Source organism: Luteibacter sp. RCC_6_2 (assembly GCF_041360655.1).
Lineage (GTDB): Bacteria > Pseudomonadota > Gammaproteobacteria > Xanthomonadales > Rhodanobacteraceae > Luteibacter.
Genome location: NZ_JBFUPQ010000019.1, coordinates 51323 through 67602 on the forward strand (window position 1 = coordinate 51323; position 16280 = coordinate 67602).

Sequence of the window (16280 nt, forward strand, 5' to 3'; positions counted from 1 at the left end):
CCCCATGACACACATCTTCCACCCCCGCGTCATACCGCAAGCACTGGACCCGCGGTCTTGCTCCATGCGCCGAACCACTCCCTTCCGAATGAAACCATCGGCGCTGCCTATAACTAACGGTGTATGGGAGCAAATGCCAGTACTTTGTGAATTTGCCGATTCAGCGTATCGACCTTACAAACCCCTGGAAGACTTGGCAGAACTAGTGCTTGGGACAGGGTGGGCAGCCGGGGCTCCGCTGCGGCTACACTCGGTGCCGTGTTTCCAGTCCCTAAGGGAAAGCCCCGACGATGCGACGCCTCGTTCTCGCCTGCCTGACCGCCCTCACCCTGGCCGCCTGCCAGTCCCACGATGAAGACAAGACCGCCCAGGCGCCCGCGCCCGCGCCGGCCGGTCCCTCCACCGCACCACCGCCGCCGTTGCCCGCCGTGGCCAACGAGCATCACGAGTTCAGTCCCGAGATCACCGGCGGCGATTTCTCCGCACATTTGCGCGTCATCTCCTCGGACGAGTACGAAGGGCGCAAACCCGGCACGCTGGGTGAGCGGCTCACTACGAACTATCTCATCGAGCAGTTCAAGCGGATGGGCCTGGAGCCGGGCAACAAGGGCGACTGGATACAGAGCGTCCCCGCGGTCTCCACCGCGTTGAATGGCCAGGATTCACTCACGCTCAACGTGGCCGAAGGCGGCGGCAACGAAGGCTTTGCCTTCGGCAAGGACATGGTCGCAGGCACGCTTCAGGCGAAGGCCGATGTCGACCTGAAGGACTCCGACATCGTCTTCGTGGGTTATGGCGTGGACGCGCCCGAAGCGCAGTGGAACGACTTCGACGGCATCGACGTGAAGGGCAAGACGCTGGTGATCCTGGTCAACGATCCCGGCTGGGACGGCAAGGACCCGAGCCTGTTCAAGGGCCGTGAAATGACCTACTACGGCCGCTGGACCTACAAGTACGAGGAAGCCGCCCGGCAAGGCGCCGCCGCGGCCTTCATCGTGCACCAGACCGAACCGGCCGCGTACGGCTGGAACGTGGTGCAAAGCGGCTGGACCATGCCCCGGCTCGACCTCCCCGAGAGCGAAGATCCGGCACCACGCCTGCCCGTCGCGGGCTGGCTTACCCATGAGGCGGCGCAGCGGTTGTTCGCCAAGGCCGGCAAGAACTTCGACGAACTCGCGAAACAGGCGGACGTGCGCGGCTTCAAGGCCGTGCCACTGGACGCGAAGGCCTCGATCCACCTGCAAAGCACCATCTCCCATTCGCTCAGCAACAACGTCATCGGCATGATCAAGGGCAGCGAGAAGCCCGACGAGGCGATCGTCTACAGCGCGCACTGGGACCACCTCGGCCGCGACCCCGCGCTCAAGGGTCACCAGATCTACAACGGCGCGATCGACAACGGGACCGGCATCGCGGCGCTGCTCGAGATCGCCGGCAAGTTCGCCCAGGACAAGCCGAAGCGCACGGTGGTCTTCGCCGCCGTGACGATGGAGGAATCCGGCCTGCTCGGGTCGAAATACTACGTGGCGCATCCGCCCTTCCCGCTGGCGAAGACCGTCGCGGACATCAACATGGACGCCCTGCCGATCACCGGCCCGACCCGGGACATGGAAGTGGTGGGGCTAGGCCAGGGCGACCTGGAAGATACCTTCGCCGAGGTTCTCAAGGCCGACGGCCGCGTCGTCAGCGGCGACGCGTCGCCCGAAAAAGGCCATTACTTCCGTTCCGATCACTTCAATTTCGCCAAGGCCGGCGTGCCCGCGCTCTCCGCCGGTGGCGGCATCGACATGGTGAATGGCGGAAAGGCCGCCGGCGAGGCCGCCGAGACCGACTACGTGAAGAACCACTACCACCAGCCCACCGACGTCTACGACATGCGCTGGAACTTCGATGGCGTGACACAGAACGTGAAGGCGTTCTACGCCCTCGGCGAAAAGCTGGCCAACAGCGAGATGTGGCCAGCCTGGAAGGACGGTAGCGAGTTCAAGGCGGTACGCGAAAAATCACTGGCGGCAAGCTCGAAGAAGAAGTAACCCGTGAAGCCGCTTCCCCTATGGAGCGGCTCGATGGTGGGAAGCCTTGGGTGGGAGGCCTGGGTGGGAAGCCGCCTTGGCGGCGATGGGTGCTAGCCGCAACCCAACCCGCTGCCGCGGGATCGCCGCTTAAGCGGCTTCCCACCCGGTTCCAGCAGCCCTGCCCTTTGCCGCACTCAACCCTTTGCCGTCCCCAGCCCCGTTCCTTCCTCAGTAATTGACCTGCAGCTGCACCCGCAGCAGCTGCCCGTCGATCTTGCGATACGGCGCGGCGCTGACGTCGGTGCGGCGCATGTTCGCATAGGCCACCGCCAGCTCGATCGCGTTCGACGGCTGCCACTCGACGCCGGCCTCGAGTTCGTCGACTTCCATCCGTGGCGCGTTCGTGTCGAACTTGGCCGCGCCGCGATAGGTCTGCCATTTCGCATACGGCATCAGCGAGCCGAAGCCGCCGTCGAACTTGTACATGACCTGCGCGTAGCCGCCACGCAGCGACTTCGTACGCACCATGCGCCGGGCGATGTCGAGCTCCGGCCCCTTGCCCACGGTCCACTCGGCCTGGAACCCGAACGGCTGCGGGTAATACACGACATGCGCGGCCACGCGGCGATCCGTCGATCCCGCCTCCGGCGCATCCACGCCGGGCGTGAACGTGCGGCCATCGATCGTCGCCGAACCCGTGCTCACCTTGTAGCGACCCGAATACGCATCCGCGCCGACCTCGAGATATTGCCCGTTGGCGAACTTGAACGGATAAGAGAAGTGGACGACGGAATGCAGCTGGTCGTTGCGATCCGGGCGGTTCGCGCCCTGCCCGTTATAGACGCCGAAACCGATCACGCCATAGTCGCCCGAACCCTTGAGGCCGGACTTTTGCAGATAGGCGAAGCGCTCCTTCGCGACCGCCGGCGACCAGTAGGCGAACACGCCGAGGTCGCGCTCGTCGCGCACGCCGGAATTCATCGCGTCGGCACGGTCGAGGGCAAGACGGTTCTGGCTCGATTGCAGGTCCTCCCAACCGTACGGGACCTTGGATTGACCCGCGCGAATGCGCCAGGTCTTGTCCTTGGTGAGCCAGAGGTCGGCGTACGCGTCACGCAGCTGGGCGAAGTTGGTGGTGCTCGAGCCCGACGGGGTACTGGCGAGGTCGGGCTGAATGTAGATCGACATGTTGTCGGTGACATCGCCGCTGATGACGACGCGCGCACGACGGATGCCGAAGCCTTGTTCGCGGCCGATGAAGCGATCGCCCGGCGACTTGAGGTCCTTGGCGTCTTCGCCGAGTTCCTGGTTGTAGCGCATCTGCACATAACCGCGGATGCCGATCTTCTCGTACCAGGCCTTGGCCGACGACGACGCGGGTTTGGCCGCGGCGATGGCGGGAGACGAGGAAGTTGCCGTGCCGGAGGAGGCTGCCGGGGTGGCCGTTCCCGTCGTCGCCACGCTCGCCGCCGGGGCTGCCTCGTCGCTCGCCTGCACGAACCGGCCCAGGCGCTGACGGCCCGGACCCGGCTCCGCGAAGATCTGCCGCGTGTTCGTGTCGACGTACAACTCGACGGCCGCCTGAGGGGCGCCCTCGGCGGCCGCGGTACCGCACATCGTCCAGAAGGCGGCGGCCAGGGGAAGTCTCTTCATCGCGCTCATGCTCCGAATGGATTGAGAAAAACCTCAAACGTCGCCGATAACGTGCCTAAAAGCGACAAACAGCGTTACCCGCGTCGATCCGGCGCACGTTAGCGTCCGCGCATTTCACTTACGTGACACCCGCCGCTCCGTGTGGCAGCGGGCCGTTACCGCAGCGCAACACTTTCGTCATGACGGTGACACAGGGGATAATTCCCGCCAGACGCGCCCTCGCCAGGGGACGACGGCCCAGCCGTCGTCGGCGAGGCACTCTCACCCAGTCCTATCCAGGCGGAAACCACAACATGTCTCTCGCAAGCTCGCGCCGCATGCCGCGACGTCTCGTCATTGCCTTGTCCATCGCCACGGCGCTCACCGCTGGCGCGGCCATCGCCCAGGACGCCTCGTCCAACACGCCGCCGTCCAGCGCCCCGACCAAGACGGCCACCCTGCAGACCATCAACGTGACCGCGGAAAAGCGCACGGAAGACCTGCAGAAGGTGCCCATCTCCATGACCGTGGTGACTGCCGAGAAGCTCGAGTCCTTCGGCCAGGCGGGTGACGGCGTGCTGCAACTGGCTTCGCGCGCACCCAGCGTGTATGCCGAGACGTCTTATGGCCGCGAGTTCCCGCGCTTCTACATCCGCGGCCTCGGCAACAGCGATTTCGATCTCAACGCATCGCAGCCGGTGTCGATGGTCTACGACGACATCGTGCAGGAAAACCCCATCCTAAAGGGCTTCCCGCTGTTCGACCTCGAGCAGGTCGAGGTGCTGCGCGGCCCGCAGGGCACCTTGTTCGGCCGCAACTCGCCGGCCGGCGTGATCAAGTTCGAATCGCGCAAGCCCACGCAGGAAACCGAAGGCTACGCGCGTGTCTCCTACGGTTCGTACGGTACGGCCAATGCCGAAGCCGCGATCGGCGGCAAGATCAGCTCGAGCTGGTCGGGTCGCATTTCCGCCCTCGCCCAGCATCGCGACGGCTGGATCGACAACGACTACACGGGCAAGAAGGACGACCTGGGCGGTTACAACGATCGCGCCATCCGCCTGCAGGCGCTCTACAAGGCCACGGAAGACTTCGACGCGTTGATCAACGTGCACGGCCGCTGGCTCGACGGCAGCGCGATGGTCAACCGCGCCAACTCGATCACCCTGGGTGGCGACCAGTTCGTCCCCGGTTTCGACCGCGATTCCGTCTCGCAGGACGGCCGCAACAAGCAGCACCTGTTCACCTGGGGCAGCAACCTGCACCTGAACTGGCACTTCGGCGACCTCAACTTCGCCTCGATCACGGGCCTGGAACGCGCGACCACGTACAGCCTCGGCGACGTCGACGGTGGCTACGACGCGTCCGGCACGCCGGCGAAGGCCAGCTTCACCAACCGCATCACCCCGTTCTATTCCGAGACCGCCGACGCGCTGCCGAAGGACCGCCAGATCACCCAGGAATTCCGCCTGTCCAACGACAGCGCCGAACGCCTGAAGTGGCAGGTGGGCACGTATTACTTCGACGAAGACATCGCGATCACCAACTTCTCGTACGACACGCTCAACAACCATGTACTGAACGGCTGGGTCGACCAGAGCCAGCGCACGAAGGCCTGGGCGGTGTTCGGTTCGGCGGACTTCCAGTTCACCGACGAGTTCGACGTACGCGCCGGCGCGCGTTGGTCACACGACAAGCGTGACTTCAAGGCCGAGCGCTTCCTCGGCTTCACCGGCCCGGTGGGCCCGCTCACCTCCGATCCGACCGACGCCCGCTGGAGCGGCGACCTGACCGGCACCTGGCAGCTGTCGAAGAACGCGAACGTCTACGCGCGCATCGCCAATGGTTTCCGCGCACCGAGCGTGCAGGGTCGCATCAACTTCGCCAACAGCATCTCCACGGCGAAGCCGGAGACCATCACCTCGTACGAGATCGGCTTCAAGTCGACCACCGACGACAACAAGCTGCGTTTCAACGCGGACATCTACAAGTACAACATGCACAACCAGCAGCTCACCGCCGTGGGTGGTGCGACCAATGTCACGCAGCTGATCAACGCGAAGAAGACCGAAGGCTACGGCGCCGAGTTCGACCTCGAGGCCTACCTGACGCCGCAGTTCTACATGACCGCCGGCGGCAGCTACAACCACACCGAACTGAAGGATCGCAACCTCGCGGTGGCACCGTGCGGCGGCGGTTGCACCGTGCTCGATCCGCTCAACGCCACGGGCAATGCGTTGATCGACGGCAATGCGCTGCCCAACGCGCCGAAGTGGATCGGCACCTGGACCGCGCGCTACGGCATCCCGTATGGCGAGAGCGGCGAGTTCTTCGTCTACACCGACTGGAACTACCGCAGCGAAGTGAACTTCTTCCTGTACAACTCGCAGGAGTTCCGCAGCAAGCCGTTCCTCGAAGGCGGCATCCGCATCGGCTACAACTGGGAATTCGGCAAGCGCGAGATCGCCCTGTACGGCCGCAACATCACCAACAAGAAGGTGATCACCGGCGGCATCGACTTCAACAACCGCACGGCGTTCGTGAATGATCCTCGCGTGGTGGGCGTGGAGTTCCGCGCGGAGTTGTAAGCGGGTTTCGCGGTGGATGGATTAGCGGCCGGCTCCTTCGGGGGCCGGCCGTTTTCGTTTCCGGCCGCGATGCCGCCTAAACCTTTCCCGCCAAACCCGCATCAGAACGGGTGCCACAGACGCACCCCACCAGCACAGCGCCTCACGGCATAGGCCATAAGTCATAGGGGATTTAACGAAATTCCCGTTGACGACTGAAAATCTGGTGTTATAGTTCACTACAACACCGGTCACCCAGACCACTACTGGAGAGAGCACCATGAAAAGCCCCAACTACATCGCCCTGGCCGCCTCGTTCGCCATCGCCACCGCCGCCCTGGCCGTCTTCAGCAGCACCTCGACCACCGCCGCCCCGTTGACCGAGATCAACGGCGCCAAGGTCACCGACCTCGCTCCCATCGTCGTCTACGCCGACGCCGGCGCGAACGTCGCCTCCCTCTAACCCCCGAGTCCCGTAACAAGTCATCGGAGTCGTCCCATGAAAGCGCCGAACCTCATCGCCTTGACCGCTTCCATCCTGATTGCCGGCACCAGCGTGTTCGCCCTGCGCTCCTTCGATGACCGCGCCGCCGCGATGCTCGCCGCGCCGCACTTCGTCAACGGCATCCATGTCGTCGACCTGCCCTCGCTCGAAGTGCGGCCCACCGACGCCGATGTGCGCGAGGCCATGCTCCTGGGCGAGGCCACTCTCGATTCGGCCGCGGCCGCACTGAAGCGCAGCGCCGAAGATCGTGCCGCCGCGCTGATCGGTGCGCAGCTGGCCATGCCCTACTATTCGTTCGGTAACGCACTGCGCCACACGGCGAAGGAATGACATACATGTCCATCACCTGGAACGACAGCGTCCCGATCTACCGCCAGCTCCGCGAACGCGTGGTGGCGATGATCCTGGATGGCGCCTTGAACGAAGGCGATCCGCTGCCGTCGGTACGCCAGGTCGCGGGGGATTTTCAGATCAACCCGCTGACCGTATCCAAGGCGTACCAGGAGCTGGTCGACGAACAACTGGTTGAGAAACGGAGGGGTCTTGGCATGTTCGTGATCGATGGGGCGCGCGAAGCGCTGCTCAAGAGTGAAAGGGAGCGCTTCCTGCGCGAGGAATGGCCGGCCTTGTTCGCCCGCCTGCAGCGCATGGGCCTCGATCTCAAAACCCTGATGCGTGAAGCCACAGGCTCCACGGAGGACCCGTCATGACCGCGGTCGTTACCGCCACTGGCCTGACCAAGCGCTACAAGTCGTCGCTGGCCCTGGACGGCGCCACGTTCCAGATCGGTTCGGGCCGCATCGTCGGCCTGATCGGACCGAACGGCGCCGGCAAGACCACCGCGTTGAAGGCCATCCTGGGCTTGACCACCTTCGACGGCCAGCTCAACGTCCTCGGCCTCGACCCGCGCAAGGATCGCGACAAGCTGATGGAGCAGGTCTGCTTCATCGCCGACGTGGCCGTGCTGCCGCGCTGGCTGAAGGTACGCGACGCGGTCGATTTCGTCGCCAACACCCACCCCCGCTTCGACCGCGCCAAATGCGACGCCTTCCTGGCCCGCACGAAACTGCAGCCGGGTCAGAAGGTGAAGCAGCTTTCCAAGGGCATGATCGTGCAGTTGCACCTCGCCCTGGTGATGTCGATCGACGCGAGGCTGCTGGTACTGGACGAACCGACGCTGGGCCTGGACATCCTCTACCGCAAGCAGTTCTACCAGTCGCTGCTGGAAGACTACTTCGACGAGGAAAAGACCATCCTGGTCACCACCCACCAGGTGGAGGAGATCGAGCACATCCTCACCGACCTCATGTTCATCCGCGACGGCAAGATCGTGCTCGACACCGACATGGACAGCCTGGGCGAGCGTTTCGCCGAAGTGCTGGTCGGCGCCGAATTCGCCGCGGCGGCACGCGAACTGAAGCCGCTGGACGAACGCCAGGTCTTCGGCAAGAGCATTTTCCTCTTCGACAACGTCAGCCGCCCGCAGCTGGAACAGCTGGGTGAGGTACGGCGACCGTCGATCGGCGACCTCTTCGTCGCCACCATGAAGGGCACCTACGCATGAAAACCTTCTACTGGCTGGTCAAGCGCGAGTTCTGGGAACACAAGGGCGGCTTCTTCTGGGCACCCGTGGTCACCGGCATCGTGTTCCTGGTACTCAACGCCATGGGCATCATCCTCGGCGAGGTGTTCGGACGCCGGTCCAACTGGGGCGGTTTCAAGTACAACGGCGACCTGCACTTCCAGGGCAGCAACATCTCCCCGCAAGACCTGCACAACGCGGGCGCCGGCATCGACATCATGCTCTACGCCATCGCCGGTATCATCCTGGCCGTGACCGCGATCGTGGTGTTCTTCTACTGCCTCGGCGCGCTGTACGACGACCGCCGCGACCGCAGCGTGCTGTTCTGGAAATCCCTGCCGCTGTCCGATACCTCGACGGTGTTGTCCAAGGTCGCCAGCGCCATCCTGCTCGCTCCCGCGATCGCGGTGGTGGTCGGCGTGATCGTCGGCCTGGCCCTGGCCATCCTGGTGGCCATCGTGGCGACGATGCACGGCATCGGGGTGTGGAGCCTGCTGATGGAAGCGCATCCGTTCCGGGTCGTGCTGAACCTGGTACTGCTCATCCCGCTGTACGCCATCTGGGCGCTGCCCACGATCGGCTGGCTCCTGCTCTGCTCCTCGTGGGCCCGTGGCAAGCCCTTCCTCTGGGCGATCGCCCTGCCCGTCGGCGCCGGTGTCATCGTCTCCTGGTTCGGCCTCATGGGCATGGCGGGACAGCCGAGCGGCTGGTTCTGGAAGAACGTGGTCGGCCGCATGCTGGGCAGCCTGATCCCCGGTGGCTGGGTCGGTAACGCCTCCCCGCTGGTGGTGCCGAGCCGCGACGATCCGGCGGCGGTGCTCGAGGCCCTGGACCTGTCCTACCACTACAGTGCGCTGGCCAGCCCGTCCCTCTGGATCGGTGCCGCGGCAGGCGTGGCGATGATCGCCGGCGCCATCTGGTTCCGCCGCTGGCGCGACGACAGCTGATGAGATGACAATCGCGACGGCTCCTTCGGGAGCCGTCTTCTTATCGAACGGGGAGAAGTCGCCATGTTTCGTACCGGTCTTCTGTTTTCCTGTCTGTTGCTCGCCCTGCCCGCCGCCGCCGCCGACAAGCCGCTTCGCGGCGCGGCCCTCGACCAGCGCATCGCCTTCCTCATGAAGGAAGCGAAGGTACCCGGACTGGCGGTGGCCATCGTCGAGGATGGCAAGGTCGTCTCGGTGAAGGCCTACGGCCAGCGTGACGTGGAGCAAGGGCTCCCGCTGACCACCGATACCGTGATGTACGCCGCATCGCTCACCAAGGCCGCGTTCGCCTACGCCACCATGTCGCTGGTCGAGGCGGGCAAGTTGAAGCTCGATGGCAGCATCGCCGAGGACCTGCCCAAGCCCCTGCCCGACTATCCGAAGTACGCCGACCTCGCCGGTGACGAACGCTGGCGCCGACTCACGCCGTCCATCCTGCTCAGCCATCGCACGGGCTTTCCCAACTTCCGCTTCTGGCAACCGGGCAAGGACTACGATCCGAACGGGAAGCTTTCCTTTTATTTCGATCCCGGCACGCGCTTCGGTTACTCAGGCGAAGGCATCAACCTGATGCAGTTCGTGCTGGAGAACGGCAAGTCGATCGACGTCGACACGTTGATGAAGAACCGCCTGTTCGAGCGCTACGGCATGACCCGCACCAGCATGACCTGGAGAGACGACTTCACGGAGAACGTGGCGATCGGCTACGACGAGGAAGGCAAGCCGCTCGGGCACAAGCGGCGCGAATCGGTCCGCGCCGCCGGCTCGATGGACACGACGATCGCCGACTACGCACGCCTGCTCGCGGCCATGTCGCGCGGCGACGGCCTGAAGGCCGCCACGTACCGCACCTGGCTGAAACCGGTGGTGCGTATCCGCTCCGTGCGGCAGTTCCCCACCATCGGCCTGGCGGACAGCCACGACAACGATTCGATTTCGCTGGGTTACGCCCTCGGCGTGGGGACGTTCGAGTCGCCGCGTGGCCCGGCGTTCTTCAAGGAGGGCCACGACGACGGCACCAACAACCTGTTCGTCTGCCTGGAACGGTCGAAGACCTGCGTGCTCCTGATGAGCAATAGTTCGCGCGGCGAATCGATCTTTGCCTACCTGCTGGACGATGTCCTGGGAAAGACCTGCTTTCCCTGGTACTGGAACAGCTATATCCCCTACGACCGGCCGGAGCTCCGCTCGAAACCGGTCATGCCGGATCGGCATCCCGCGTGCGCGATTTGAAGCGGAGGCGCTGCTATCCTCTTCGCCGCCCGGCAGGAGCCGGATGAACCCAGGGGATAGAGCGCAATGATTGCCTGCCGTACCGTCTTGCTGTCCGCCGCCATCGTCGCGGCGCTCGGCCTCGCCGCTTGCCACAAGAAAGACGAAGCACCCGCCGCGGACCCGAAAGCCGTCGCCGCCGCGCAGGCGGCCATCGCCTCGCCGGCCTGGCTGCGCCAGCACCTGCCCACGCAGACCGTCGCCTACCTGCGTATCCCATCGCCCTGGGCGGCGATCGGGGGCGTTCCCAACGGACGCCCACTCGATGCCGCCCTGTCGTCCAAGGCCCATCTCGACACCGTCGCGCGCATTCGCGAAAGCATGGCCAAGGACAAGGTGCTCGCGGATCTCAAGCTCGCGCCCGTCGTGAACCTCCTGCTGGGCGACCTGCGCTCACCGGTGGAAGCCGCCCTGATCGATCCCATCGGCATCCCGGCGCCTACCTCCCGCGTGGTCCTCACCGCCATGCTCGATGTCCCGTCGATCGAGGCGTTCAACGCACGCGCCGCGTCGCTGGGCACGACCTCGCCACTGCTCGCCGCGCCGCTCGATGCGCAAGGCAACGGTCAACTCACCAGTGGCGGCGCCATCCGCTACGTCGTCGCCGAACACCGCCTGTGGGTGACCCAATCGGCGCAGGAGCCGAGCGACAAGACGAAGCTCGATGAAGTGATCGCCACCATCGGCAAGTCCGCACCAACGACGGCACCCGCCACCCTGGGCACGCTGGAACAGCGTATCGATACCTCCGGCGAAGGCCTGTTCGGCTGGGTCAGCGTGCGCGGTGTCGGCGGTGTCGCCGCCGCGCAGGCCGGCGATTCCCCGTTCGGCAAGCTGCCCGCCGACTTCGCCTCGAAGGCCGACGCCATCGCGTTCGGCGGCGGCACGGTCGACGGACGGGCGCAGTTTCGGGTCATCCTGCACGCGCCGCAGGCTCGCCTGCTGCAATACCTCGCCCCACACGCCTTCGCGCCGGACCTGAAGGCGGCTGGCGAACCTCGCTGGGCGATGACGATGTCGCTACCCGATACCAAGGCCTACAAGACCTTCGAGGACAATCTCAACCTCGACTTCGGCCAGGACGCCGCGAAGAGCTACCGGGCCGGCGTAGCGAAGATCAAGGACCGCTATGGCGCCGAGCCGGCCGACTGGTTCCGCTGGTTCGGTCCGGAGTTCCTGGTGTTCTCCGACGACGCGGGCCTGTTCTTCGCCTTGCGTACACCCGACCGCAAGGACTGGTACGCGCGGATGAACGCCCTGGCGGCCAAGGGATGGAAGACCGGGGTGTCGACGGTCGATGGCACCGAGGTGCACTGGCTGTACATGCCCGGCCCCGGCACGGAGGACATGCCGGCCGACGCCGACCCCGCGCTGAAACCGCTGATGGCCCTCACCGGCCGTCTCGGTGGCCGCTCGTACTGGGTAGAGGACGGCGACTGGATCGTCATGGCGAAGGTGCCACAGGCACTGGCCGACCGTGCCGCCGCCAAGCCGGATACCTCGCTCGACGACTGGTTCAAGGCGCGCGCCTATCCCGGCAACCGGACCCTCATCGGCTATACCGCCACCAGCCGCGATGCCCAGCGCGAGGCCTACTACAGCTATCTGCAGATCCTGCAGTTCCTCGGCGCCGCCTCCGGGGCGGACGTGGATATCAGTAGCCTGCCCTCCGCGCATACCCTGAACCTTCCGGAGAAGGGCGTGATCGGCGCGGCCGTGGAGGTCGACCCGGAAACGCTGGCGGTCTCGTTCACCTATGAGCAAAGCCCGGTCGAGCTGGTCGGTTCGGTGGGCGGCATGGGTATCGTGGCCGGCACGGCCATCATGGCGGCCATCGCCGTGCCGCAATACCAGAACTACACGCTGCGCAGTCAGGTCGGTGGAGCGCTCGCCGCCGCGGATGCCGTGAAAGTCGCGGTGGCGGAACACCGCCAGAGCACGGGCAAGTTCCCTGCCAGCAACAAGGCCGCCGGCCTGGGCGCGCCGGAAAGCCTCGGCAACGACTACGCCGGCTCGGTCGAAGTGGGTCCCGGTGGCGAGATCGTCGTCACCATGGACGCCACGCCGCCGCACAAGACCGACGCACGGCTGGATTCGGCCACGCTGGTGCTGACGCCGCGGGTCGAGGGGCACACGGTCTCGTGGGGCTGCTCCGGAGAGGGCGTGGACGCCAAGTACCTCCCGGCGAGCTGCCGCGACGAGCCACTGCTGCCCTGAGAGGCGCGGGCGGCCGCTGACGGCGGCCGCCCGACTTCCGCCGGGACTTACTTCTTATCGGGCACTTCGATGATGAAGTTGTCGATGTAGACGAATCCACCGCCGTGGATGGCGACATGTCCTACCGGCGTGCTGCCGGAATACTCCACCCGCTCCGCGAAGATACTGCCGGCGGCGAAGGTGATCGACTTCAATTTCGCGCCGTCCGCTGCGAAGAAGTCGATCGTGGTGTCCTCTGTCGGGGTGGAGGGGGATCCGCAAGCCCCGATCTCCACGTAGGTAGGCGCCACCTTGAAATCGATCACGATGTCGTAGGGGTCCGACTTTACGACGGGGCCTAGAGCGTGCCCGGAAGCCACGTTTTGCGGGCAATCGCCCGGGGGACGGGTGCTCTGCACGCCGGAGGTGGGCCCGCCCGCGTAACGGACGGTGAGGGCCTGGAGGTCGAGCCCACTGGCCGGGATCGCACCGGCAGGAACTTCTTCGAAGTTCTCGACGTAGTAGGTCATGGTCGAAGCTCCCGGCTTGCCGGCCAGGGCTGAATCGAACGGGCCGTTTCCGGCGAACGCCGAGGTGGCGAAAAGGGCGAGCGCGCAGCCGGCGGCGATATAGCGGGTGGAAATCATGAATTCTCTCTTTATGAACGTGCCCGGATAGGCCAGGGCATCCTGGAGTCCCGTCCGCAGATCTCATATAGAAGGATTCTGAAAAAGTGGGTCGATTCCGGAAACCGGCCGTAGGGGATTGCCCCGAACGGCCCCTCCCCGGGGCCGTTCGGCCAGTCATGCGGACGCCACGCTTTTCCTTTATAATCGGCGGCTTCCCAAACCAAAGAGGCGATCCGGCCCACCGCCGGCGCATAACGCATGTCGATCGAAAACCTGCGCAATATCGCCATCGTCGCTCACGTCGACCATGGCAAGACCACCCTCGTCGATCAGCTTCTGAAGCAGTCGGGCACGCTCAACGAGCGCACCGTGCTGGCCGAGCGCGTGATGGATTCGAACGACCAGGAAAAGGAACGTGGCATCACGATCCTCGCCAAGAACACCGCGATCACCTGGGAAGACAAGAAGAAGGGCGTCAAGAACCGCATCAACATCGTCGACACCCCGGGACACGCCGACTTCGGTGGCGAGGTCGAGCGCGTGCTGTCGATGGTCGATACGGTGCTGATCCTCGTCGACGCGATGGACGGCCCGATGCCGCAGACGCGCTTCGTCACGCAGAAGGCGTTCGCGATGGGCTTCAAGCCGATCGTCGTCGTCAACAAGGTCGACCGTCCGGGCGCCCGTCCGGAGTGGGTGGTCGAGCAGGTCTGGGACCTCTTCGTGAAACTCGGCGCGACCGATGAGCAGATGGACTTCCCGATCGTCTACGCTTCCGCGCTGAACGGTTACGCATCGCTCGACGAGAACGTCCGCGAAGGCGACATGACCCCGCTGTACGAAGCGATCATGCAGCATGCGCCGAAGCCGGACGTCGATCCCGACGGCGCCTTCCAGATGCGCATCAGCCAGCTGGACTACAACAACTTCGTCGGCGTCATCGGCATCGGCCGCATCCAGCGCGGCACCCTGCGCAAGGGTATGCAGGTCGCCGTGATCGACCGCGAAGGCAAGAAGCGCCAGGGCAAGGTCGTCCAGGTGCTGGGCTTCCTCGGCCTCGAGCGCATCGAGCAGGATTCCGCCGAAGCGGGCGACATCGTCGCCATCTCGGGCATCCCCGACCTGACCATTTCCGACACGGTCACCTCGCCCGACGTGCCGGAAGCGCTGCCGGCGCTGAGCGTCGACGAGCCGATGATCAGCATGACCTTCCAGGTCAACAACTCGCCCTTCGTCGGCAACAAGGATCTCTCCGGCGGCAAGTTCCTCACCAGCCGCCAGCTGCGCGAGCGCCTCGACCGCGAGAAGGTGCACAACGTCGCCCTCCGCGTGGAAGATGGCTCCGACGCCGACAAGTTCCTGGTCTCGGGCCGCGGTGAACTGCACCTCTCGGTGCTGATCGAGAACATGCGTCGCGAAGGCTATGAGCTGGCCGTGTCGCGTCCGGAAGTCATCATCAAGGAAATCGACGGCCAGAAGATGGAGCCGATCGAAGAACTGGTGATCGACGTCGAGGAAATCCACCAGGGCGGCGTCATGGAGCGCCTGGGCATCCGCAAGGGTGAACTGAAGAACATGGTGTCGGACGGCAACGGTCGCGTCCGCCTCGAGTACGAAATCCCGGCTCGCGGCCTGATCGGCTTCCAGAACCAGTTCAAGACCCTGACCCAGGGTTCGGGCCTGCTGTTCCACGTGTTCAAGCATTATGGTCCGTACACGCCCGCCCCGATCGCCAAGCGCCAGAACGGCGTCATGATCGCGAACGCCCCGGGCACCACGCCGGCCTACTCGCTCGGCCCCCTCCAGGAGCGCGGCAAGCTGTTCGCCGCCGAGGGCGACTCCGTGTACGAAGGCCAGCTGATCGGCATTCACGCGAAGGACAACGACCTCACGGTCAACGCGATCAAGCCGAAGCCGCTGACCAACATGCGCGCCTCGGGCAAGGACGACGCCATCCAGCTGACCCCGGCCACCAAGTTCACGCTCGAGCAGGCACTGGACTTCATCGACGACGACGAACTCGTCGAGGTGACGCCGAAGGAAATCCGCATGCGCAAGAAGCACCTGACGGAAAACGATCGCAAGAAGGCATCGCGCGGCTAAAGCCGGGCGTCGTTCCTCGTGCGTTGAAGAAAAGGCCCGGCGAATAGCCGGGCCTTTTCGTTGACGGGCCGCGCTACCCGGCGACCTTGCTACCTGGTGACCTTGCTACCTGGTGGGAGCCGACCCTGTCGGCGATTGGGTGCTTGCGGCAAGCTGCCCGCTGCCGCGGGATCGCCGACAAGGTCGGCTCCCACCAGGTCGCCTCACCCTGGCCCGTTGCCAACCAGCTTCAACAATAGGTCGATCTGCTCCTGCTGCTTCGCCAGCATGCGTTCGAGCTGGTCGCTGCGCATCTGGTCGAGCTTGTCGTGCAAACCCATGATCTCGATCTCGGCCCGCAGGTTCACCTTGTAATCGTTCTCCGCATCGAGCCGATCCTTCGCCGCCTGTCGGTTCTGGCTCATCATGATGACCGGGGCCTGGATGGCCGCGAGCATCGACAGCAGCAGGTTGAGGAAGATGTACGGGTAAGGATCGAAGGGCCGGTGCAGCACGTAGGAGTTCAGGGCCGTCCACAGGGCCAAAATGATCGCGAAGACGATGATGAAGGTCCACGAACCACCGAAACGGGAGACCTTGTCCGCCAGCCTCTGCCCATAGGTCAGGTCCGAACTGAACACCTCGTTGACGTCTTCGGCGACCAGCTTGCGCTGGACCAGCCGGTCGAGGATCCGTTGTTCGGCATGGCCGAGATCCGACAGGCTCTTGGCGAACCAGCGGCGCGCCGCGTGCTCGCTGGGGTGTTCATTCGCTGACATGGGGCTGACCTCTCAAGGTAGGGAATCGATTCCGGCGT

The 16280-nt window shown here is 64.9% G+C and carries 13 protein-coding genes; 10 read left to right on the forward strand and 3 right to left on the reverse strand.

Annotation, left to right across the window (positions count from 1 at the left end):
• The first annotated feature begins 290 nt into the window (after positions 1-290).
• Positions 291-2033, forward strand: a complete 1743-nt coding sequence (locus tag AB6730_RS17540; protein WP_371024889.1) for a M28 family metallopeptidase — start codon at positions 291-293, stop codon at positions 2031-2033.
• 210 nt (positions 2034-2243) lie between these two features.
• Here AB6730_RS17540 and AB6730_RS17545 read toward each other — a convergent pair whose 3' ends face one another.
• Positions 2244-3668, reverse strand: coding sequence for a porin (locus AB6730_RS17545; protein ID WP_371024890.1), 1425 nt, complete (start codon positions 3666-3668; stop codon positions 2244-2246).
• A 293-nt stretch (positions 3669-3961) separates the two neighbouring features.
• On the opposite strand from AB6730_RS17545, the gene AB6730_RS17550 reads away from it, so the two are divergent.
• The 8 genes from AB6730_RS17550 (at position 3962) to AB6730_RS17585 (ending at position 12773) form a co-directional block, all read left to right on the forward strand.
• Positions 3962-6232 (forward strand): TonB-dependent receptor, encoded by a 2271-nt coding sequence (locus AB6730_RS17550; protein ID WP_371024891.1) that lies wholly within the window; start codon positions 3962-3964, stop codon positions 6230-6232.
• 259 nt (positions 6233-6491) lie between these two features.
• Complete coding sequence (locus tag AB6730_RS17555) at positions 6492-6674, forward strand: hypothetical protein (protein ID WP_306847627.1); 183 nt, start codon at positions 6492-6494, stop codon at positions 6672-6674.
• 36 nt (positions 6675-6710) lie between these two features.
• Entirely contained in the window at positions 6711-7046 is a 336-nt protein-coding gene (locus AB6730_RS17560; RefSeq protein WP_306847629.1) for a hypothetical protein, read from the forward strand.
• A gap of 5 nt (positions 7047-7051) precedes the next feature.
• A complete protein-coding gene (locus AB6730_RS17565; RefSeq protein ID WP_306847631.1) occupies positions 7052-7426 on the forward strand; it encodes a GntR family transcriptional regulator in 375 nt (124 codons plus the stop codon).
• Positions 7423-8280 carry an ABC transporter ATP-binding protein gene (locus AB6730_RS17570; RefSeq protein ID WP_371024892.1) on the forward strand — a complete coding sequence of 286 codons (858 nt, stop codon included), beginning with the start codon at positions 7423-7425 and terminating at the stop codon, positions 8278-8280. The genes AB6730_RS17565 and AB6730_RS17570 overlap by 4 nt, the downstream gene beginning before the upstream one ends.
• Complete coding sequence (locus tag AB6730_RS17575) at positions 8277-9245, forward strand: hypothetical protein (RefSeq protein ID WP_371024893.1); 969 nt, start codon at positions 8277-8279, stop codon at positions 9243-9245. The genes AB6730_RS17570 and AB6730_RS17575 overlap by 4 nt, the downstream gene beginning before the upstream one ends.
• A gap of 63 nt (positions 9246-9308) precedes the next feature.
• Positions 9309-10517: a serine hydrolase domain-containing protein gene (locus AB6730_RS17580; RefSeq protein WP_371024894.1), complete on the forward strand. Its 1209-nt coding sequence runs from the start codon at positions 9309-9311 to the stop codon at positions 10515-10517.
• A 66-nt stretch (positions 10518-10583) separates the two neighbouring features.
• Positions 10584-12773, forward strand: coding sequence for a pilin (locus AB6730_RS17585; protein WP_371024895.1), 2190 nt, complete (start codon positions 10584-10586; stop codon positions 12771-12773).
• Positions 12774-12820: 47 nt separating this feature from the next.
• Here AB6730_RS17585 and AB6730_RS17590 read toward each other — a convergent pair whose 3' ends face one another.
• The gene (locus tag AB6730_RS17590) at positions 12821-13399 is read right to left on the reverse strand and encodes a hypothetical protein (RefSeq protein WP_371024896.1); all 579 of its coding nucleotides are present in this window, start codon (positions 13397-13399) and stop codon (positions 12821-12823) included.
• A 240-nt stretch (positions 13400-13639) separates the two neighbouring features.
• Here AB6730_RS17590 and typA point away from each other — a divergent pair, with 240 nt between their 5' ends.
• The gene (typA, locus tag AB6730_RS17595; RefSeq protein ID WP_371024897.1) at positions 13640-15484 is read left to right on the forward strand and encodes a translational GTPase TypA; all 1845 of its coding nucleotides are present in this window, start codon (positions 13640-13642) and stop codon (positions 15482-15484) included.
• 203 nt (positions 15485-15687) lie between these two features.
• Here the strand turns inward: typA and AB6730_RS17600 are convergent, their stop codons facing one another.
• Entirely contained in the window at positions 15688-16242 is a 555-nt protein-coding gene (locus AB6730_RS17600) for a DUF1003 domain-containing protein (RefSeq protein ID WP_371024898.1), read from the reverse strand.
• Between the last annotated feature and the right edge of the window lie 38 nt (positions 16243-16280).

Bases quoted from the DNA above. Each gene is read 5' to 3' on its own strand.
- AB6730_RS17540 (WP_371024889.1), top strand. From the start codon at position 291: ATGCGACGCCTCGTTCTCGCCTGCCTGACCGCCCTCACCCTGGCCGCC.
- AB6730_RS17545 (WP_371024890.1), bottom strand. From the start codon at position 3,668: ATGAAGAGACTTCCCCTGGCCGCCGCCTTCTGGACGATGTGCGGTACC.
- AB6730_RS17550 (WP_371024891.1), top strand. From the start codon at position 3,962: ATGTCTCTCGCAAGCTCGCGCCGCATGCCGCGACGTCTCGTCATTGCC.
- AB6730_RS17555 (WP_306847627.1), top strand. From the start codon at position 6,492: ATGAAAAGCCCCAACTACATCGCCCTGGCCGCCTCGTTCGCCATCGCC.
- AB6730_RS17560 (WP_306847629.1), top strand. From the start codon at position 6,711: ATGAAAGCGCCGAACCTCATCGCCTTGACCGCTTCCATCCTGATTGCC.
- AB6730_RS17565 (WP_306847631.1), top strand. From the start codon at position 7,052: ATGTCCATCACCTGGAACGACAGCGTCCCGATCTACCGCCAGCTCCGC.
- AB6730_RS17570 (WP_371024892.1), top strand. From the start codon at position 7,423: ATGACCGCGGTCGTTACCGCCACTGGCCTGACCAAGCGCTACAAGTCG.
- AB6730_RS17575 (WP_371024893.1), top strand. From the start codon at position 8,277: ATGAAAACCTTCTACTGGCTGGTCAAGCGCGAGTTCTGGGAACACAAG.
- AB6730_RS17580 (WP_371024894.1), top strand. From the start codon at position 9,309: ATGTTTCGTACCGGTCTTCTGTTTTCCTGTCTGTTGCTCGCCCTGCCC.
- AB6730_RS17585 (WP_371024895.1), top strand. From the start codon at position 10,584: ATGATTGCCTGCCGTACCGTCTTGCTGTCCGCCGCCATCGTCGCGGCG.
- AB6730_RS17590 (WP_371024896.1), bottom strand. From the start codon at position 13,399: ATGATTTCCACCCGCTATATCGCCGCCGGCTGCGCGCTCGCCCTTTTC.
- typA (WP_371024897.1), top strand. From the start codon at position 13,640: ATGTCGATCGAAAACCTGCGCAATATCGCCATCGTCGCTCACGTCGAC.
- AB6730_RS17600 (WP_371024898.1), bottom strand. From the start codon at position 16,242: ATGTCAGCGAATGAACACCCCAGCGAGCACGCGGCGCGCCGCTGGTTC.